This is a genomic window from Tumebacillus lacus, from assembly GCF_026410385.1.
GTDB classification, from domain to species: Bacteria; Bacillota; Bacilli; order Tumebacillales; family Tumebacillaceae; genus Tumebacillus; species Tumebacillus lacus.
Map to the genome: position 1 here is coordinate 18829 of NZ_JAPMLT010000019.1, position 20654 is coordinate 39482.

The window sequence follows — 20654 nt, forward strand, 5'->3', positions numbered from 1 at the left end:
ACCACTCTTACTACGAATATAGACGCAAAAAAGTTCCCAAACCCTTCAGTCATATGACCAAAATATGACCGGGATATGACCACCCGACTTCCGAACTCCTTCTTTTCCCATAAAAGAGGACTGTCGGATGACCGACAGTCCTCTTCTGTGACCTGTTACAGTTTTTTCAGTTCTGCTCCGAGGAACTCCGCCACCGCACGCATGCCATAGATGCCGGCCGCCGCTTCCGCATCGGAGTTGTAGTTGGTGTTCGTGTTGATGTCGTACGTGTAGATCTCGCCCGCCTCGTCACGGATAAACTCGATGCCCGCGACTTGAATGCCGTTCGCGGCGAGCACCTCGGCGTATTTCTCCAGGATCGGCTCGCGGAATCCGTCCAGGATCCGGAACTTCGGCTTTTCCTCCACCTGTTCGCCAACCGGGCAGAACAGGTCGCCGATCTGGCACGCATCGGCCGGGCACAGTTCAAAGCCGTTCGATGTGTCGACCTGCACCGCATACAGGAACTGGCCGCCGACAAACTCGCAGCGGGTGATGAACGGCTGCGGCGCTTTGATATACTGCTGGATCAGTGTGATGCCGTCGACCGGCTCATCAAAGTCCGGCCCTTCCACATACTCGCACAGCCCCTCGAAGGAATGGAACAGTTGGACACCAAGGCCCTTGCCCGCACGGTTGTGCTTAGTGATGAACGACTCGCCTTCAAACTTTTTCGCAGCGGCGAGGATGCCCTCTTTGCCGACCGCCGCAACGGTGCGCGGCGTTTTGACCCCGTGCGCGTTCAATGCCATGTACTGCGCGACCTTGCTCACTTCCAGTTGCAGAGCGCGAGTGCCGTTGAACACGTTGCGCCCGTGACGCTCCAGCCAGGCCAATACGCCCGACGTGAACTCCGGCGCATAGCGATGGTCGCGGGTGTGCGACGAGGCGCTCATCCGGGAGTAGAACACCCCTTGCGGCGGTTGCTCGGACAGATCGACCGTCCCCTGATCCAGATGCCATTCTTCATAAGGCAGACCAAGAGCGTCCAGTTGCTTGGTCAGGTGCACCGTCCATTCGCTGTTTTCATGCAGTACATAGATCTTCGCCATCTCTCTGCGCCTCTTTCTCTCCGATGATTTTCGATGAGTTGATTATAGCACGCAAGAAAAAACCCGTAAACCCTATTGGTTTTACTTATTTAATGAGAAAAAGCAAATCACAAGAAAAAAGACCCGCTCCTGTAGCGGAGCGAGCCTTTGTTTGAGATTACCAGTGACCGTTGCCGGCCGGCACCGACCACCCTTGCGGATAGATCAGATACACGGTGCCGTTCGAGTTGTCGAGCCACGCTTTTTCCAACTGCACGCGGTCGTACGTGATCGTCACCGCTTCATCCGATGCGGCGGCCGGGTCGTTCGTCAGCACATTGCCCGCCGCGTCAAAGCCGCGCACGACGAGCAGATGCCCGTCGGTGGAAGAGATCGGCGAGTTGTCGAGCTCGCCTTTTTTGTAGGCGATCGACGCGATGACCGGCACTCCGGCCGCCGTCCACTTCTCCACCTCGGCAAAGGAGCTCAAGCGCGCCACCTTGCCGACCAGCCCGAGCGACGACGCGTACGCCGTGTTGTACGGCCAGTTGCCGCCGCCGTCAAAGCGATAGTCCCACACGCCGGCGACCGCTTGGCGAACGGTCACATCATAGGCCGGGTTGCCGGTGACTCCCGCCCAGTACGACATGACCATCGACGTCGACGTCGGCGAGCACCAGACCGGGCCCCCGTCCGGGAACACCATCTGCGAGCGCTTCGGCACATCGAGCGCGCTGGTCAGACCGCCAAACGGCACACTGCCCGGCGCGTCCGTCCCGTTCGAGAACGTCATCGACACGTTGCGCACCGACGGCGTTTTCGTCGCGTCGGTCGTGAACAGCGTCACGCGTACTTTGACCGCCGTCGCTGCTTGTTTCGCCAGCATCAGCGTGTCGGTGGCGACCGTTCCGACCGCGTCGCCTTGCCCGCTGAACGAGTGACGCTTAAACGGCGCATCCCCTTCCAACCACGCTCCGAACGTGTACCACTTCGACCAGACCCCGTCGACGAGCGCGCTCATCTCCACTTCGGTCCACGTCCCCGGCGGCGTGTTCGCTTGCCACGACGGGATCGCCTCCATAAAATTCACGTCCATCGCTTGCGTCGTATAGCTGCCGAAGTAGTAGGACGCGCCGTTATATTTCATCGCCGAGTCAAACCCGGTCTGCAACGCTGACGCATTCAGCACCAGACCGGACGCGCCCGCCATCGTGCCCGCATGCGTCCCCGTCGTAAAGGATGCGATCTCGCGGAACGATTTCGTCGACGCTTCAGACTTTTTGTAAAAATTCAGATTATTATCGACAGAATAGCTCCCTTGCGCACCTGCCGCATTTCCTTGCAGCGGAGCGATCAACAGCCCCACGCCGAGCACTACCGCTGTCCACGTTTGCCAACCCGTCATTTTTTTCAAACCGAACGTCCTCCCTCTGTTCTGTAGAATGTCCAAGAAAGGAAAATGCAGACGATCCTCAGGAAGTCTGCATTTTTCTCTGAATATTTTATTTTATTATATACCCTTATACTATAACTTACAATACTGCGATAAAGTATGTCAGCACCGTCAACAAGATCGACGCCGTGCCGAGCACCGCGAGCGGCCGCAACGCCTTGCTGCGCAGTTCGCGCAAGGAAACGTTCAACCCCATCCCGACCATCGCCATGCTCATCAAAAACGTCGTCGTTTTCGCCACTGCGTCGGTCGCGATCTGCGGCTCCGGGATCACCGGGCCCCACACGTAGCTGCCAAACACGCTCATCACCAGAAAGCCGACGAGAAACCACGGAAACTCCACCCGGCCCCGCGCCTCGTCGCCTTTGCCGCGCCGGCGTTGCCAAAGGATCAGCACCAGGCACAAAGGCAACAGCAGAAACACGCGGGAGAGCTTGGCCAGCAAGGCCATCCCGAGCGCGTTCGCTCCCAGAGGAGCCCCGGCCAGCGCGACCTGTGCCAACTCGTGCAACGACAACCCGGCCCACACACCGTACTCGGTCGCGCTCATCGGCAACAGCGGCCCGACCACCGTGTACAGCACCGCCAGCACCGTGCCGATCAGCGTGATCATGCCCATTGCGACGGCCGTATCCTCTTCCTTCGCCTTGACGATCGGCGTCACCGCCGCGATGGCCGCCGCCCCGCACACTCCGGTCCCGACCCCGAGCAGCAGCGACAGACCCGTGTCCGCCTTCCACCATTTGGCCAGCCACATCGTCACCAGCAGGGAGAACACAATCGTCACCGCCGCAAAGCCGAGCAGCCCGAGGCCTTGGGCGAGCACCACGTCGATGTTCAGCTTGAGCCCGTACAGCACAATCGCCACACGCAGCAGTTTCTTCGAAGAAAACGCGATCCCGTTGCGCAGCGGCTCCGGATACCCGGCCACCTGCCGAAACGCCATCGCCAGCAGCAGCGAACACGCCATCGGGCCCATGTAGGCAAACCCCGGCACCTTGGACAGCGCAAACCCGAGGACCGCTACCAATCCGGTGAAGACCACCCCGCCAACAAAATGCAGCCTCGCCGTACCGCTGTCCTGTTGCGCCATCCGGCCTGCCGTACGCGCCGTCTCCTTTGCCGCTTCCGTCCCTCTCTCCATGCCGCCGGCACTCCTTCCCGTTCACACCCTTCTCCTCTCAGAATAGCCGTTTTTAACAAGTTAGTAAAATTTCCACTCGTTATAAGTAGCATTAGATCTGCTTATACTAAAAAGACTGGACCATCCGCGACGGGATGTTCCAGTCTTTTTCTTACTGCGATCCGCCGCCTGACAGGCCGATGCGGTTGACGAGGGTCTGGCTCTCTTGATTCAGCCCGACGATCTCGACATGCAGGCCCATGCTCTTGTAGCGGTTGACCACTTTCGCGATCCCCACGACGCCGGAGTGATCCCAGACGTGCGCGTGGGTAAAGTCGATCACCACATGCTCCTGGTCCTGTTGCGGCGTGAACAGGTCGACAAAGTGATCGTTCGTGCCAAAGAACAACTGCCCTTTGATGCGGTACACTTTTTGGTCGTTCACCGTCTCCGCGTCCGCGTGGATGCGGGACGACTTCCACCCAAACACCAACGCGCTGAGCACGACACCGGCCAGCACGCCTTTGGACAGGTCATGCGTCGCCACGACGATCACCACGGTGACGACCATGACCACCGCATCAGACAGCGGCATTTTGCGGATGTGCCACACCGACTGCCAATCAAACGTGCCGATTGACACCATGATCATCACCCCGACCAAAGCAGCCATCGGAATGTTGCTGACGATATCACCGAGCACGATGATCAGGAAGAGCAGAAAAGCGCCCGCCACAAACGTGGACAGTCTGCCTCGTCCGCCGCTTTTCACATTGATCACCGACTGCCCGATCATCGCGCATCCTCCCATGCCGCCGAAAAATCCGGTGACAAAGTTGGCGATGCCCTGACCGCGCACTTCGCGGTTTTTATCACTTTTCGTATCGGTCATCTCATCGATGATCGACGCCGTCAGCAGGGATTCCAAGATCCCGACAAACGCCAGCGAAACGGCATACGGCAAAATGATCATAAACGTCTCCACATTCAACGGTACGCTCGGCAGATGGAAGATCGGCAACGCTTGGGTGATCTGCCCCAAATCCTTGACCGTCCGCACGTCCCAGCCCATGCTGATTGTCACGACAGTGATAATCATGATCGCCACCAGCGCCGACGGCACCGCCTTCGTCAGGCGCGGGAGCAAGTAGATGATCGCAAGCGTCGCCGCCACCAGCGCATACATCAGCCAGTTCGCTCCCACAAACTGCGGCAGTTGCGCCATGAAGATCAAGATCGCCAACGCATTGACAAAGCCGATCATGACAGCTGCCGGAATGAACGTCAGGAACCGGCCGACCTTTAACAATCCCAGGATAAATTGAATGATACCGGTCAAAACGGTCGCCGCAAACAAGTACTCCAGACCGTGTTCCTTCACCAGCGTCACGAAGAGGAGCGCCATCGCCCCCGTCGCCAGTCCGGTGGAATACCGAACCAAGGTCGTCGCCTAACGGCAAGGGTGCTTTTTTACCCACTGTCTACTTGACAGGGAATGTTCAAGGCGCAGATGCTTGTCTTTTGTTTGTCGTTATTGAACTGCCTCGAGAGTAAACCAATCGGCACCGTCCGTGCCATATGCCGATTGGGTGTACAAATCGCCAAAGCCTTGGACATAGCCGTTAGTCGATTTATTTTTAAACCAATAATAACCTGGCGACACCATGATAATCGTCCATTGTTGATCCCAGCCGCCATTCGGATCATATTGTTGCATCAGGTAAGTCGTGCTGTTGGTTTGCAAGAGAGCCCCTGCCATTTTCCCGGAGTGTCTTGCCCGAATCGTGAAAGTACCCTCAGGACCAAAGGGGACGATCTGCCACATTTGGTTGTATCCGTTGCGATCATCCGACATCTGAATCTTCATGATATCTTTAGAGGAAGCATACACGTCCCATACTTTCGTCGGGTTGACTTTGCTTTTGATCTTGTAATAGCGAGTCGGATCGATGAGGATGCCGCTGCTATTCGGGATCTGTTCGATTTTCCAGAGCTGGCTGTTTATGCCGGCGAGAGACGTCCACTGATGGATATTGGCATCGTTGCCTGTGGAGTTTCTTGCCACATCGATGACCTTGCCGGAGTATTTGTTGACGATTTTGTAGACACCGCCATAATCTACGATGCTCCACTTCTGGTTGTCGCCGCCTACATAGTCCCACTGATGGATGTTTGCGCCATCGTTCCTGGAGGGACCTTCGACATCTGCCACTTTCCCGCTTTTGGCATTGACGATTTTGTAGTACCCGTCACCGGTCGGTTGAATCTTCCATTGCTGACTCAGCAACCCATAATAGCTCCACTGATGGATGTTTTCCCCTTGGGCGTTCGACTCAAAGCTGACATCCATCGCCTTCCCGCTGTTTACGTTGATAAACCGATAGCTCGAGTTTGGATCCCACGTCTCGGCGTGCGCAGTGCCCAAACCGAACAGCACGGTCAGGCAGAAGAACAGAAATGCGGTTAAACCCTTCCAGACAAATTTATGCTTCTCCAAAACATCACTCCCTTTCGATTTATGAAACGATGATAACATTCGGATTTATTTTGTACAAGAATATTTCTTATGATATATATTTGAATATATTACTACGATACAACAAACTACTTGATTATAATCAAAATTTGTTTTATTTAACATTATTATTTTCCCCAACAACGTCAGCCTGACTTCGCCCCGCTCGGACATATTCAATTTCAACCCGTATAGCACGATGGCGACCCGCAACAATTTTCCGAGCAACAACACACGCCATCCGTCCCAGACAACGAAAACCCGGCGCCATGGTGTTCCTGAGCAGTTGTGACACCGGTGCGGTCTATTCCTTCCTCCACCTTACCCGCATTTGCGGCAAGCTTGATGTCCGCCTTTCATCATAGTTCGTATTTCAGTCTTAGACTTATCCGACATCTTTTTATGGAAAAATGAACGCACCGTAGACAAGACCGGATGCATCTCCCTGTCGGGTTGTCGTTACTAGTCTCACGACAATGGCGGCGAGAGTCGTGTCGTCAACGAGCGTGCGCGGCTACACTATAGGAGAATAGGTACTTCGTGCAACAATAACTCAGCTATGTTTGAATCTCAAAATTTGGCATACAGCATTCAGACAACTAAAATGGGCAAGCATCCTCTTTTTCGTAGAGTGCTTGCCCATTTATACCTCAGCAATATCCCCTTTTTATTACGATTGCGAGCGCGACCGTGATCCCGGATAACACATCACCACGGATGTTGGAAAACCACTGTTCTTTCCCTGTCACACCACTCAAAATCGTCTGCACCTGTCCTTTCTTTTTCTGCCTCCTCTATGTGTCTGTGCACAGGGTCAGTTTCCCATACAAGCCGGAACTGATTATAGTCCAACCTCTGCCGTCCATCCGGCGACTTGACTCGAAACCAAACGGTTTCCTATAATACGAAAGAACACCAAATGCACAGGGAGGCGAACCACGTGACAACACCTGGCACCCGCGATGTGTTTGACGCGATCGCCGACCCGACGCGGCGGCAACTGCTTCGGCTGTTGGCCGACCATGAGGAGTTGTCGGTGACAGGCTTGACCTCGCACTTTGCGATCTCCCGCCCCGCCGTCTCCAAACACTTGGCGATCCTCGAAGAGGCAGGCCTTGTCGCGGAGGAAAAGGTCGGCCGCGAACGCCGGTATCGACTCAATGCCGAACCGCTGCGGGAAGTCGAGGACTGGCTCGCTTTCTATGAACAGTTCTGGGCCCGCAAACTGCGCGCGTTGGATGATTATTTGAAAGGCAATGCCTGATCGATACGCCCGACACGCAAAAAGGGAGCCCGGCGCCGGGCTCCCTTTTTGCGTGTCCTACAAAGGTAACAGAGCGACCTGCTCTTGCGCCTTCAGCTTCTCCACCATCTCCAGCCACTCTTTCGGCTTATCCGGCAGAATCGCATAATATGTCGTCAGGAAATCGACCACCAGATCGGTCGGCAGCGCAGTCGTCGTACCGTCATACGGCAAGAACCCGAGATCGAGCCCGCTGACCGCTTCACCGTTCATCTGCCACGACGGGTGCACATAGTCCAGATCGAGCCGCATGAACCCAAGATGCGACAACACCTCGCGACGCACCACCGGGTTCATCACCTTGACCCCGCCGAATTCATAATCGCCGACGCGGTACGGATCGTAGATCTCCGCAAACATCCCAAACAGCTCCTTGCCGTTTTCCTTCGCCAGCGCAAACAGATGCTCTTGGCGCTTTTGTTGCAGGAATCGGCCCAGTCCCAGCCCCTCGCGGCCGACGATGGTAAAGTCGGTCATCGCCACGTTGAACGTCTTGTAATAGCGATACTCGGTGATTCCCACGACCTCGCCTTCATGCACCGCCACGTAGACATAGATATCCGGGTCTTCCAACGGTTCCTTCCACAGGCTGTACTCCAGCACTTCCTCCGCCGGAAACACCTCACCCATCAGCTTGTGCAGCTTGGCGAACAGCGGATCGTCGATATGTTGCACGCGTATGTATTCCATTCTCTTTCCCCTCCTGCGGTCACTTACTTTTTATTATGAACTACTGCTCCATTCGCCATCCCCGCCTTGCCATCCTGCAAGTATTTCCCCTCATATTTCAGCGAATCAAATCATAAATAAATATACAGATTCCATTGCATATACCCTCACACATTTGTATGATTAGGGGAAACATTCAAATAACGAATAACTGTTGCGGAGGCTCATCATGGCACGAGAAGTTATCTCCCTGACGCAAGACATTTCAGTTGCGGACGGATCGCATATCCTCTACTTTTACGATTCCCCGGCTGATTACATCGACAACGTCGTGTCCTTCATCCACGCGGGACTGCACTTGGGTCAACACATCGTGCTGATCGACAGCACGGCCCGATTTGAGCTTGTCGAACAGCGCCTGAAAGAAACCCTCACTGCCGAAGAGATCTCCCAGATCCACTACATCAACAATCAGGAATTTTACGGTTCCTACGGCGACTTCCATTTCGAGCGCGTGCTCGAACGCTTTTCGGATGCCGTTCAGCCGTTCGTGGACAACCGGGTGTCCGTACGCCTCTGGGGCCATGTCGAATGGCGTGAACAGCAAGAAGTCCTCTCCAAACTGAACAGCTACGAACACAACGCCGACATCTCGGTCAGCGAGCTCGGCTATCTCACCGTCTGCGCGTACAACGGCCACGAAGTTCCGGCCGTCTTTCAAACGGAGATGCTCAAACACCACGAGTTCCAGATGACCGACCACGAACTGGTGCGCTCCAACCTCTACCGTTCGGCGACCATCAAGCCGACCGTCTTTCCCTCCCTGTCCGCATCCACTCGCATGAAGTCCGAGATGGATCTGTACAAACAAAAACTCGAATTCGTCCACGTCGTCTCGCATGAAGTGCGAAACCCGCTGACGATCATCAAAGCCTACTCCTCCCTGCTGCAAAACGACGAGCCCGACGAGAGCCGCCGTCGCAAACTGCAGGACATCTACGACTATGCGATCGTCATCGACAACGAGATCTCGCATATCATCTCCACCGAGCAGATGCTCTCGACCGAGTCGTTCTGGTCGAAAAAGATGGTGCTCCCGGTGCCCCTGCTGCAGGAAGTGCTCGATATCATGTCGATCAAAGCCCGCACCCAGAACATCCGTCTGCAAGCCACCATCCGACTGATCGGCACCGAGACGATCCGATGCAACGGGATGGGCTTCAAACTGATCATCTCCAACATCCTGAGCAACGCGATCAAATACAGCCACGAAAACGGCACCGTCCATTTCCAATGCGATCTCGATGACCGGTCGCTGATCCTGGAAGTCCGCGACGAAGGGGTCGGCATGACCGCCGATCAGTTGACCCGCCTCTTCCAAAAGTACGAGAAGATGAACGATGACAAATCCGGTCAAGGCATCGGCCTCTACATGGTTAAACAGTTGCTCAACCACTTCGACGGCGAGATCACCGTCGAGAGTCGCCCGGAGCAAGGCTCTACCTTCCAAATCAAACTGCCGCTCTTCTCTGCAAAAAAAGCCTAGCTTGCACACACACTCAGCCCGCCTATCGAGGGGCTGAGTTTTTTTATTGACAGCATCTCCGGCTGAGTGGTATTCTCAATCACAGAAGTGATAACGATTCTCATTATCAATTTTCGCCAAGACACATACATTTCTCTTAACCAAAGTGAGGTAACTTTTTATGAAAAACCGTTTACTGTCCACCGCTCTGATCGCTGTCCTGTCTGCCGGCCTGCTGGCTGGCTGCTCCTCCGGCGAAACCAACCAACAATCCGGCAGCGAGCCGGCGAAGACCGAATCCAAAGAATTGAACATCTACACCGCTCGCAACTACGCGGTTGATAAAAAGCTCTACGAAAACTTCACCAAAGAGACCGGCATCAAAGTCAACGTCATCGAGGGCAAGGCAGAAGAACTGATCGAGCGCATCAAGCGCGAAGGTCAAAACTCCCCGGCCGACCTGTTCATCACCGTCGACGGCGGCGTGCTGAACAACGCCAAAGTCAACGGCATCCTGCAGCCGGTCACCTCGGCGACCGTCGACCAGAACGTCCCGAAAGAACTGCGCGACAAAGACAACCAATGGATCGGCCTGTCCTCCCGCGCCCGCGTCATCGTCTACTCCAAAGACCGCGTAAAGCCGGAGCAGCTCTCCACCTACGAAGATCTGGCGACCGACAAATGGAAAGGCAAAGTCCTCGTCCGCTCCTCGACCTCGCTGTACAACCAATCGCTGCTCGCTTCCTTGGTGGAACTGAACGGTGAACAAAAAGCGGAAGAATGGGCGAAAGGCATCGCAACCAACCTCGGCCGTGCACCGGAAGGCGGCGACCGCGACCAAGCGAAAGCGATCGCGGCAGGCCAAGGCGACGTGGCGATCATGAACACCTACTACTTCGGCCAAATGCTCAACTCCAAAGACGCAGAAGAAGTCAAAGTAGCCAAGCAACTCGGCGTCTTCTTCCCGAACCAATCCACCACCGGCACGCACATCAACGTCAGCGGCGCAGGTCTGGTCAAATTTAGCAAAAACAAAGACAACGCCGTCAAGATGATCGAGTTCCTGACCGGCACCGAATCGCAAGCGCTCGTCTCCAAAGAAAACTTCGAGTTCCCGGCCAACCCGAAAGCGGAAACCCCGGAATTGCTCAAATCTTGGGGCACCTTCAAAGCGCAACAGATCGACTTTGCCAAACTCGGCGAGCACAACAAAAAATCTCTTGAGATCATGAACAAAGTAGGCTGGAAATAATGAACGCCTCCAAAGTCATTCGTGATGTCAAAAAGAACGCAAACGGATGGTTTTGGATCAGCCTGATGGGGGCAGCAGTTATCTTGCTGCCCATTTTTTCAATTCTGGCGTCCCTCTTCAAACCAACCAACGAAAACTGGGCACACATTCAGGAGTTCCTCCTGAAAGACTACGCCTTGCAAACCGTCTGGCTCCTGCTCGGCACCGGCATCGCCACCCTGATCGTCGGCACCGGACTTGCGTGGCTCGTCTCCGCCTATGACTTCATCGGCAAGCGATTCTTCCGCTTTGCGTTCATCCTGCCGCTGGCGATCCCGCCGTACATCGCCGCCTACACCTACAGCACCATGTTCGACTACACCGGCGTCGTGCAAAAGACCCTGCGCGACTGGTTCGGCTACACCCTGCCTCCCGACCTGATCGACATCCGGTCGCTGCCGGGCGCTATTTTGATCTTCACCCTGTTTTTGTTCCCGTACGTCTACATGATCACGCGCTCCTTCTTGGAGCGTCAGAGCGGCGCCTACATCGAAAACGCCCGCCTGCTGGGCCGCTCGCCGGCTGCGATCTTCTTCCGGGTCGTCCTGCCGATGGCGCGCCCTGCCATCATCGGCGGCGTCTCGCTGGTCCTGTTCGAAGCCGTCAGCGACTACGGCGTCACCAGCTACTTTGGCGTCCACACCATCACCACCGCCATCTTCCAGACGTGGTTCGGCCTGTACGACGCCGACTCGGCCGTCCGACTGGCGGCCTTCCTGATGGCCGGCATCGTCGGCGCGTTTCTGATCGAACGCCTTTTGCGCGCACGACGCCGCTACAGCGCCTCGACCAGCAAATCCCGTCCGCTCGTGCAAAAGCGCCTGCGCGGACTCGGCCATGCCGCCGCCCTGCTGATCTGCGGACTGGTCGTCGCCGTCTCCTTCCTGATCCCGGTCCTCCAACTGATCGCCTGGGCCTGGCTCACCTACCAAGACGTGCTGACCGCCCAATTTATCGAACTCACCTTTAACACCTTGCGCGTCGCCTTGCTCGCCACCGCCATCATCCTCGTCATCTCGACGACGGCGGCCAACGTCAACCGCGTGCAACGCAATCGCTTCACCATGATCCTGACCAAACTGCTCACCGCCGGCTACTCCATCCCCGGCGCGATCCTCGCCATCGGCGTCCTGACCCTGTTCCTCTGGCTCGATCAACAAGTGATCGCGCAGTTTGGCACCGGACAGCTGGTCCTCAGCATGACCTTGATCATGCTGATCGTCGCCTACGTCGTCCGCTTCATGGCCACCGGCTTCCAAGCCATCGAAGCAGGCTTCGAAAAAATCGGGCATCACTACATGGAAGCGTCCCGCATGCTGGGACACGGCCTCACCAAAACGTTCTTCAAAGTCGACCTGCCCTTGATCAAAGGGGCCCTGCTCACCGGCACCGTGCTCACCTTTGTCGAGATCGTCAAAGAACTGCCGCTCGCCCTTTTGCTGCGCCCGTTCAACTTTGAAACCTTGGCGACCAAAACCTATCAGTACGCGAACGACGAAATGATCCAAGAAGCGGCCGTGCCCGCCTTGTTCATTATCGCCGTCTCCCTGCTGGCCGTCGCCGTCATCCATCGAGTAGGGGAGAGAACCGAACGATGAACCTCGTACAAGTCGCACACCTGACATTTGGCTACCACCGCGCCCGGCACACCCTCGACGACGTCTCCTTTACCGTCGATCAAAACGAGATCGTCGGCATCCTCGGCCCGAGCGGCAGCGGCAAGAGCACCTTGCTGCGCCTGCTCGCCGGACTGGAGACGCCGACCGGCGGCACGATCACCATCGCGGGGCGCACCGTCGTCGACGACAGCACCTTCATCCAGCCGGAACACCGCGGCGTCGGCATGGTCTTTCAGGACTACGCCCTGTTCCCCCATCTGACCGTCGCCCAAAACGTCCAATTCGGCCTCCACGCCCTCTCCAAACCGGCGCGACAGGCTCGCATGAAAGAAGTGCTCGCCCTCGTCCACCTCGAAGGATTCGAATCGCGCTACCCGCACGAACTGAGCGGCGGCCAACAGCAGCGCGTGGCCCTCGCCCGCGCACTGGCACCGAGACCCGCCATCCTGCTGATGGATGAGCCGTTCAGCAACCTCGACGCCGACCTGCGCGCCGCCATCCGCAGCGAACTGCGCGACATCCTCAAAGCGGCCGACATCACCTGCCTCTTCGTCACCCACGACCAACAAGACGTCGACGCCATCTGTGATCGTTCGATCACACTCAAATAAATAAAATAAAAAGGCATCCGTACCCACACGGATGCCTTTTCCATAACCACCGCCCCCGACCCCCAGTGCCTTTCCGCCCTGCCCTTCCCCCCATCCCTGCAACCTGACGCGGGTGAGGGGGCGGAGGCGGTTCCAGTTGAGAGAGATAGGAGCGTCAGCGAATTCGCGAACGAAACGGAACCGCCTCCGCCCCCGTGCTCCCAGCCTGGGAAGAGGTCCGCCCCCTCACCCCCTCGGCTTCGCTCTGCTCGTCGGCACAGCACCCAACGGATCATCCGGCCAATAATGCTTCGGATAACGCCCCTTCAGGTCCTTTTTCACCTCAAAATAAGCCTCCCGCCAAAAACTCGCCAGATCCCGCGTCACCTGAACCGGCCGATGCGCGGGCGAGAGCAGATGCAGCACCAACGGCACCTTTCCGTTGACGATCCTCGGCGTCTCCTTCAGCCCGAACAACTCCTGCAACCGGACCGCCAAAACAGGAGCCTCCGGATCGCTGTAATCCACCGGGATCCGCGACCCGCTGGGCACCGTCACATGAGTGGGCATCAGCTCGTCCAGCGTCCGACGCTGTTCCCAACTCAGCATCGACTCCAACAGCCCGATCACCCCCAAACGCATCAGCTCCTCCCGACTCCGCATCCCGTACGCATGCGGCCCCAGCCACTCCTCCAACCTCTCCGTCAGAGCCGCCTCAGACACATCCGGCCACTCCTTGTCATAGCGGTGCATAAACCCCAGCCGCTCCCGAAACTGCCGGGCAGCCTTCGTCCAGTTCAGCATCTTCTCCAGCCCTTCCACCGCGACACCTTCCAGCAGCGCAGCCAGCACATCATCCGGTCCGGGATCGCTCAGCACCGACTCCTTCAGCAAGAGAGCCCCAAGCCGCTCCCGTTTCCACGCACGGACCGACTTCGTCGACCGGTCCCATCTCACCACATCGAGCTCCTCGATCTGATCGGCCGCATGCAACCTCAGCTCATCTTCCCCAACAGGAGCCGCCAAAAAGATCCTGCCCTCCGACCCGCGGTCATCCAACTCAGCCGCCACCAGATAGGCTTCCTTCGACAACGCTTGCACCTCCGCAAACGCAGCCCCGCGCCCATTTCGCAACAAAAACCGCCCATTCCCCCGCCGCTGCGCGATCCGATCCGGATAGGCAAACGCGAGCAATATGCCGCAAGCATCCACCTCACCCGGATCCGACTGGGACTTCCTGATCCCGACGATCTTCTTCCACTGCTCGGCTTCAGCCAACACCCGCCGCGCAGCAGACACGTCAATCCCCTCCACCGTCCTGCCCTGCCGAACCGCCTGCAGCACCTCCACCCGATGGCGCAGATCCGCGTCTGCCGCACCGCCCGGTCCGCCACGCAACAAATCCTTCTCCCCCAGAAGCGCCGCCAGTTCACAAGCCAACGCCCCGAGCCCCATCTGATCGGCCGTCAGCACCATATGAGCCAGTCTCGGATGCAGCCCAAACTCCGCCACCTTCCGCCCGTGCGGCGTCAACGCTCCCTCCTCCGTCAGCACACCGAGTTGCCCCAGTAGCTCTCGTGCTTGCCCATACGCCCCGACCGGCGGCCGATCCAACCAAGCCAACTCCCCCGGGTCGGCAACACCCCACACGGCCAACTCCAACGCAAGCGGAGCCAGATCCGCCTCCAACACCTCCGGCGTACTCCTCGCGGCCAACTGCCGATCCTCCTGCTCCGTCCAGAGCCGATAACAGACCCCAGGCATCAACCGCCCGGCCCGCCCTCTGCGCTGATCGGCAGACGCCCGCGACACCCTTACGGTCGTCAGCCGCGTCATCCCCGTCCGAGGCGAAAACTTCGGCACGCGCATCCACCCGCAGTCGATCACCACGCGCACCCCTTCCACCGTCAGCGACGTCTCCGCGATCGAAGTGGCCAAGACCACTTTCCTTTCCCCATGCACAACCGGCGCAATCGCCGCATCCTGCTGCTCCCGCGTCAAACTCCCGTGCAGCGGCGCGACCTTCACCTCACGCCCAAGCCCTGCCTCTTTCAACAAACCTTCCACCCGCCGGATCTCCCCCACCCCCGGCAAAAACACCAACACATTTCCTTCTTCCTTCTCCACCGCCTCCAAAACGGTCCGCACCACGACGCCTTCCACGCGCCCCTCAACAGCCCGTCCCAAATACCGCGTCTCCACCGGAAACGCCCGTCCCTCACTTTGCAACACCGGCGCATCCCCGAGCAGCTCCGCCACCGGTTCCGCCTCCAAAGTTGCCGACATCACCAGCACCTTCAGATCCTCGCGCAGCAACGCCTGCGACTGCAAACAAAGTGCCAGCCCCAGATCCGCATGCAGACTCCGCTCATGAAACTCATCGAATATCACGATCCCCGCCTCTTCCAACGCCGGATCCTCCTGCAACATCCTCGTGAGCACCCCTTCGGTGATCACCTCGATCCTCGTCGTCGGCCCGACCTTCGTGTCCATCCGCACCCGGTACCCGACCGTCTCCCCGACAGCCTCCCCGAGCACCTTCGCCATATAGCCGGCCGCTGCTCTGGCTGCCAACCGCCGCGGCTCCAGCATCAAGATTTTCCGCCCCATCAGCCACGGCTCGTCCAGCAACGCCAAAGGAACCCGCGTCGTCTTCCCCGCACCCGGAGGCGCGATCAACACCGTATTTTCCCGTTCACGCAACCTATCTATCAAATCGGGCAAAACCCTATTTATCGGCAATTCCATCTTCTCCATTGTCGCACCCTCCGTTCTTCCCATATATTCTAATACAAAAGAAGGAACTTTCACGACGAGAACGCTCTGAAAATGTTATGATGTCTTACTAGAGACCTTTTATTGAAAAAACGGAGGAACCTGCATACCATGAGTATCTTAAACGTTGAAAATATCGGGCACGGCTTCGGAGCCCGTCATCTCTTTGATCAAGTCAACTTCCGCCTGCTCAACGGCGAACACGTCGGCCTCGTCGGTGCAAACGGCACCGGCAAAACGACCCTGATGAGCATCCTGACCGGCCAGCTCCAAGCGGATGCCGGCAAACTGGAATGGTCCTCCCGCGCCACCGTCGGCTACCTCGACCAGCACGCCGCGCTGACGCCGGGCAAAACGATCCGCGAGATCCTCCAAGACGCGTTCAAGCCGCTCTTCGACCTCGAAGCGGAGATCGGCACCATCGCCGAAAAAATGGGCGACGCCGACCCGGACGAGCTGGAAAAACTGCTCGAAGACATGGGTGAGATCCAAGAACGCCTGGAAAACAGCGGTTTTTACATGATCGACGCCAAAGTCGAAGAGATCGCCAAAGGTCTTGGCATCAACGCCATCGGCCTCGACAAAGAAGTGCAAAACCTCTCCGGCGGCCAGCGCACCAAAGTCCTGCTCGCCAAACTGCTCTTGGAAAAACCGAACGTCCTGCTCCTCGACGAGCCGACCAACTACCTCGACGTCGAGCACATCGACTGGCTGACCCACTACCTGCAAGACTACCCGTACGCCTTCATCCTGATCTCCCATGACGTGGAGTTCATGAACGAAGTCGTCAACATCATCTTGCACCTCGAAGGCGGCAAACTGTCCCGTTACGCGGGCAACTACGAAAAGTTCGTCGAAGTCTACCTCGCCAAACGCGCCCAGCAAGAGGATGCCTACGAACGCCAACAAGACGAGATCAAGCGCATGCAGATGTTCATCGCCAAAAACAAAGCCCGCGCTTCCACCTCGACCCGTGCCAAGTCGCGTCAAAAGATGCTCGACAAGATGGAGATCCTCGAAAAGCCGGTCACCTATCCGCGTCCGAGCTTCCGTTTCGAGGAGACCCGCCTGCCGTCCAAGCTGATCTTTGAAGCGAAAGACCTGCAGATCGGCTACACCCATCCGCTGCTGCCGCCGCTCAACTTCAAACTGGAGCGCGGTGAAAAAGTGGCGATCACCGGCATGAACGGCATGGGCAAATCGACCCTGATGAAAACCATCCTCGGCCTGATCCCGGCACTGGGCGGCGAAGTCGAGCGCGGTGACTACCTGCACCCGGTCTACTTTGAACAAGAGACCAACGCGCGTCCGGGCGTGACCGCTCTGGAAGACGTCTGGGATGCGTTCCCGCACCTCGCCAACCAAGACGTGCGCGCCAACCTCGCCCGCTGCGGCCTTGGCAACGAGCACATCACATCCAAACTGACCGCGCTGTCCGGCGGTGAGCACGCGAAGGTCCGCCTGTGCAAACTGATGCTGACCCCGTCGAACTGGATTCTGTTCGACGAGCCGACCAACCACTTGGATGTCGCGGCCAAAGAAGAGCTGGCGAAAACGCTGAAGAACTACAAAGGCACCGTTCTGCTCGTCTCTCACGAACCGGAATTCTACAAAGACTGGGTCACCTCGGTCTGGAACGTGGAAGACTGGGCAAAACAGAACGCATAGTGTATAATATTCCCAATTAAACGCTGCACTGGGGGCCTAATCCTATGGTAATACGAGCGAATCTGTTTCAGTAGAAACAGAAGGATTCCCTGACAACGAAACCTGTCTGTTTCTACTTCGTCCACAAACCGAAGAGAGAAACAGGAGGACTTACCCATGACACAAAACCAAGCGATGACACCGTTCTTGCAACCGCACCAATTGACCTATATCAAGAAACAGCTGCACTACTTGGTCGGCGCGTTCTACTTTTCCGGCGACTACCGCGTGCTCGACGCATCCCGCCAAAACAGCGTCGAGAAGATCCTCGCCGCCGTCCCGGACGCGACGCCGGAGCAGCGGGCCCTGCTCGCCGAAGCGGCCCATGTCCGCGACAAAGAAGAAGAGATGCGCTACGTGCTCAAGCTCGAACCGCTGGTGATCCCCTTCCCGGAGATCACAGCGGCTGAGATCAAAAAGCTGTTTCCCAAAGTCAAGAAACTGGTGCTGCCGCCGCTCGAAGGTCTGGACCGCACGAAACTGACCTACCTCGGCTGGCGTGACATCGCGACCTCTTCCTTGTACCTCGTCTGCCGCGTTAACGGCAAATGGAAGGGCATCGAGTGCCGGTACGTCTCCGGCCAGAAAAATCGCTCCTACATCTGCACGTGGTGCGGACGTGCCTTGCCTGGCGACGAAGTGGCACTCGTCACCTCCCAGATCAAGATGCGCAACATCCCGGACGGGTACAAAACGGCCGGCAACCATCTCTGCCTCGACAGTTTCAGCTGCAACTCCGCGCTGAAAACGACCGATGGCATCGATGCGTTTCTCGCCCTCCTGAAATAAAGCATACAAAAAAGGGAAGCCCTCGCCGGCTTCCCTTTTTTGAAAGGAGCCTTCCAACCATGACGACTCGCGACTACCCGGCGTGGGTACATCGCTACCTCGAACGCCTCGGCTTGACACCGGAGCCGCCGACCTACGCATTTTTAGAAAAAATCTCGCTCGCCCACCTGTCTGTGCTCGCCTTTGAGAACATCTCCAAAATGATCTACTACCGGGACCATGCGCAGAACGGCTACTGGATTCCGCCGGTGGAGACGTTTGTCGAGAGCCTGTTCGAGCACGACTACGGCGGCGTCTGCTACATGTCAAACGCCCAAGCGTTGCGCCTCTTGCGTGCGCTTGGCTACCACTGCTGTCACGTCTCACTCGGAGAAGTCCATCACCTCGCGATCCTCGTCGAACTGCCGGAGTATCCGGGCGAGCGCCTGTACGTGGACTACGGCTCAGCCTCGCCGTATTTCAAGCCGGTGCGCTTTGAAACCGACCCGGACAACCTGTCCGCATTTGGCGTGGACGAACTGCGCCTGCTGCCGGTCGAGGACCAGCCGGGTCGATACTGCGCAGCCCGCTACCGCCGGGGTGAATTGGTCAGCAACGCCTGGACCTTCCACCCCGATGAGCGCAAAGAGTTCTCAGACTTTGCCGACATCATCGAAGAAGCGAACAAACCGGGCGCCTTCTTCATGACCCAACTACGCTGCCAGCTCTGGCAACCGGACAGCGGCCGCAACGTCTCCCTCGTCAACAACATCCTGACCATCCGCACGCTCGATTTGCAGCAGACACAGCGAACGTTACAGACGGTCGAAGAGATCGAGCAAGCCATCGCCGACGAATTCCACCTGCCCAAACTGCCAGTGCGGGAAGCCATCGCCGTCCTGACCGACCTTGGCGTCGACATTTTCAAAGAAAAAGAAAAGGAAGCCCGGTAATGGGCTTCCTCTTTCTTTGAATCAGTAATACCAACTGGTCGCTGCATCGAAGCGGAAGTAGCTGATCCCGTCGTACTCAACCAGTTTTTCATCCCTGAAGCCATACATGGATTTCCAAGTTTCCTGTAAGACAGTCGGCTGCCGAATCATCTCCTGTTCCTCGCAAATGATCAATTCAGCGAGACTCTGGAGGAGAAGCGTAGCAGAATGAGTCAGAGCTGCGACTTCCGAATCCTCACGTCCTGATGTCAAATCGATCCGATTGAGATTCATAACCGTACCGATCGGCCAGAAAACACCATCGACAGTACCAAGGAAATGAATCAATCCCTGATTCTGTTCTTCCTCCTGCACAATCTCCAGTTCGAGAGCCAATAGACCGAATTCGCCACGTTTGATCGTGAGCGAATGTTTACAGGGCATTTGTCCGCCACGTTTTGATTCCTCAAGGACCGTGACCTCTGCAACAAGATCAGTACTGTCATAGGCATATATCGACTCCAAGTATGGTTTCATGCCAATTAGTAATTCCTGGAGGTGTCGCTGTATCGTGTGCAACCATTGTTCTTGGTGTGACTTCGTCATGGACGGGCCTCCTTATATATTACGTGTACGGGATACAAAGGTATTGCCTTTCGTAATTGACCTACGTAACGATTGTACTCAATTTCGCGGTCACGAAGCACCCTTGGGGTCTGCGTACAAAATAAAAAAGCTGCCGAATCTATCTCGGCAGCTTGCGAGATCCAGAATAGGACCTTTTACTCGATGATCGTCTTCACGCGGCCGACTTGGCCGTCTTGGAGCCGCACTTTGATGCCGTGCGGGTGGGTGGGCGAGTTCGTCAAAATGTCTTTGACGACGCCGCGGGTTGTTTTGCCTGTGCGTTGATCTTGCTTGAGTACGATGTCCACCTGAAGACCCGGGCGGATGTCCTTGCGATTTTGGCCATTTTTCATTGAAACAAACTCCCTTTCTCTCTACCGACCGCGCGATCGCTGCCCCGAACGGCCGCCGCCACCGCCACCGCCGCGTGCTCCGTAGCCGCCGCGTTGGTCGCGGTCGTTGCCACCGCGTGCACCATATCCGCCCTTTTGGTCGCGGTCGTTTCCGCCGCGTGCTCCGTAACCGCCACGTTGATCACGGTCGTTGCCGCTGCGTGCTCCGTAACCGCCCTTTTGGTCGCGGTCGTTGCCGCCGCGTGCTCCGTAGCCGCCCTTTTGGTCGCGGTCGTTGCCGCCTCGTGCTCCGTAGCCGCCCTTTTGGTCGCGGTCGGTGCGGCCGCGTGCTCCG

17 protein-coding genes and 1 pseudogene are annotated in these 20654 nt (G+C 57.2%); 8 read left to right on the forward strand and 10 right to left on the reverse strand.

All coding sequences use genetic code 11. The features are described 5' to 3' along the window. Positions 1-155: 155 nt before the first annotated feature. The 5 genes from OS242_RS20890 to OS242_RS20910 form a co-directional block, all read right to left on the reverse strand. Positions 156-1091, reverse strand: coding sequence for an ATP-grasp domain-containing protein (locus OS242_RS20890; protein ID WP_267153617.1), 936 nt, complete (start codon positions 1089-1091; stop codon positions 156-158). Between the two features lie 157 nt (positions 1092-1248). Next, the gene (locus OS242_RS20895) at positions 1249-2475 is read right to left on the reverse strand and encodes a C39 family peptidase (protein WP_267153632.1); all 1227 of its coding nucleotides are present in this window, start codon (positions 2473-2475) and stop codon (positions 1249-1251) included. 127 nt (positions 2476-2602) lie between these two features. Beyond that, positions 2603-3667 carry a YeiH family protein gene (locus OS242_RS20900; protein WP_267153618.1) on the reverse strand — a complete coding sequence of 355 codons (1065 nt, stop codon included), beginning with the start codon at positions 3665-3667 and terminating at the stop codon, positions 2603-2605. A 151-nt stretch (positions 3668-3818) separates the two neighbouring features. Then, positions 3819-5051, reverse strand: coding sequence for a SulP family inorganic anion transporter (locus tag OS242_RS20905; RefSeq protein ID WP_267153633.1), 1233 nt, complete (start codon positions 5049-5051; stop codon positions 3819-3821). Positions 5052-5177: 126 nt separating this feature from the next. Further along, positions 5178-6143, reverse strand: a complete 966-nt coding sequence (locus OS242_RS20910) for an RICIN domain-containing protein (protein WP_267153619.1) — start codon at positions 6141-6143, stop codon at positions 5178-5180. Between the two features lie 892 nt (positions 6144-7035). Here OS242_RS20910 and OS242_RS20915 point away from each other — a divergent pair. Continuing rightward, positions 7036-7425 carry an ArsR/SmtB family transcription factor gene (locus OS242_RS20915; protein WP_456128796.1) on the forward strand — a complete coding sequence of 130 codons (390 nt, stop codon included), beginning with the start codon at positions 7036-7038 and terminating at the stop codon, positions 7423-7425. Between the two features lie 57 nt (positions 7426-7482). Here OS242_RS20915 and OS242_RS20920 read toward each other — a convergent pair whose 3' ends face one another. Continuing rightward, entirely contained in the window at positions 7483-8154 is a 672-nt protein-coding gene (locus tag OS242_RS20920; RefSeq protein ID WP_267153621.1) for a GNAT family N-acetyltransferase, read from the reverse strand. A gap of 208 nt (positions 8155-8362) precedes the next feature. On the opposite strand from OS242_RS20920, the gene OS242_RS20925 reads away from it, so the two are divergent. From OS242_RS20925 to OS242_RS20940, 4 genes are all read left to right on the forward strand, one after another. Next, positions 8363-9679 (forward strand): MEDS domain-containing protein, encoded by a 1317-nt coding sequence (locus OS242_RS20925; protein WP_267153622.1) that lies wholly within the window; start codon positions 8363-8365, stop codon positions 9677-9679. Positions 9680-9839: 160 nt separating this feature from the next. After that, positions 9840-10910, forward strand: coding sequence for a Fe(3+) ABC transporter substrate-binding protein (locus OS242_RS20930; protein WP_267153623.1), 1071 nt, complete (start codon positions 9840-9842; stop codon positions 10908-10910). Then, the gene (locus OS242_RS20935; RefSeq protein WP_267153624.1) at positions 10910-12547 is read left to right on the forward strand and encodes an ABC transporter permease; all 1638 of its coding nucleotides are present in this window, start codon (positions 10910-10912) and stop codon (positions 12545-12547) included. The genes OS242_RS20930 and OS242_RS20935 overlap by 1 nt, the downstream gene beginning before the upstream one ends. Next, on the forward strand, positions 12544-13179 hold the full coding sequence (locus OS242_RS20940) for an ABC transporter ATP-binding protein (RefSeq protein WP_267153625.1): 636 nt from the start codon (positions 12544-12546) through the stop codon (positions 13177-13179). The genes OS242_RS20935 and OS242_RS20940 overlap by 4 nt, the downstream gene beginning before the upstream one ends. 225 nt (positions 13180-13404) lie before the next feature. Here OS242_RS20940 and hrpB read toward each other — a convergent pair whose 3' ends face one another. Next, positions 13405-15906 carry an ATP-dependent helicase HrpB gene (gene hrpB / locus OS242_RS20945; protein WP_267153634.1) on the reverse strand — a complete coding sequence of 834 codons (2502 nt, stop codon included), beginning with the start codon at positions 15904-15906 and terminating at the stop codon, positions 13405-13407. A gap of 138 nt (positions 15907-16044) precedes the next feature. On the opposite strand from hrpB, the gene OS242_RS20950 reads away from it, so the two are divergent. The 3 genes from OS242_RS20950 to OS242_RS20960 all read left to right on the forward strand — a co-directional run bounded on the left by OS242_RS20950 (position 16045) and on the right by OS242_RS20960 (position 19361). Further along, positions 16045-17601 carry an ABC-F family ATP-binding cassette domain-containing protein gene (locus OS242_RS20950; protein WP_267153626.1) on the forward strand — a complete coding sequence of 519 codons (1557 nt, stop codon included), beginning with the start codon at positions 16045-16047 and terminating at the stop codon, positions 17599-17601. A 156-nt stretch (positions 17602-17757) separates the two neighbouring features. Further along, entirely contained in the window at positions 17758-18429 is a 672-nt protein-coding gene (locus tag OS242_RS20955) for a FusB/FusC family EF-G-binding protein (protein WP_267153627.1), read from the forward strand. 59 nt (positions 18430-18488) lie between these two features. Beyond that, positions 18489-19361, forward strand: a complete 873-nt coding sequence (locus OS242_RS20960; RefSeq protein WP_267153628.1) for an arylamine N-acetyltransferase — start codon at positions 18489-18491, stop codon at positions 19359-19361. A 21-nt stretch (positions 19362-19382) separates the two neighbouring features. Here the strand turns inward: OS242_RS20960 and OS242_RS20965 are convergent, their stop codons facing one another. From OS242_RS20965 to OS242_RS20975, 3 genes and pseudogenes are all read right to left on the reverse strand, one after another. After that, complete coding sequence (locus OS242_RS20965) at positions 19383-19946, reverse strand: hypothetical protein (protein ID WP_267153629.1); 564 nt, start codon at positions 19944-19946, stop codon at positions 19383-19385. A gap of 176 nt (positions 19947-20122) precedes the next feature. Then, positions 20123-20320: a YwbE family protein gene (locus OS242_RS20970; protein WP_267153630.1), complete on the reverse strand. Its 198-nt coding sequence runs from the start codon at positions 20318-20320 to the stop codon at positions 20123-20125. Between the two features lie 21 nt (positions 20321-20341). Next, positions 20342-20654: pseudogene (locus OS242_RS20975) on the reverse strand (hypothetical protein); the annotation flags it as partial.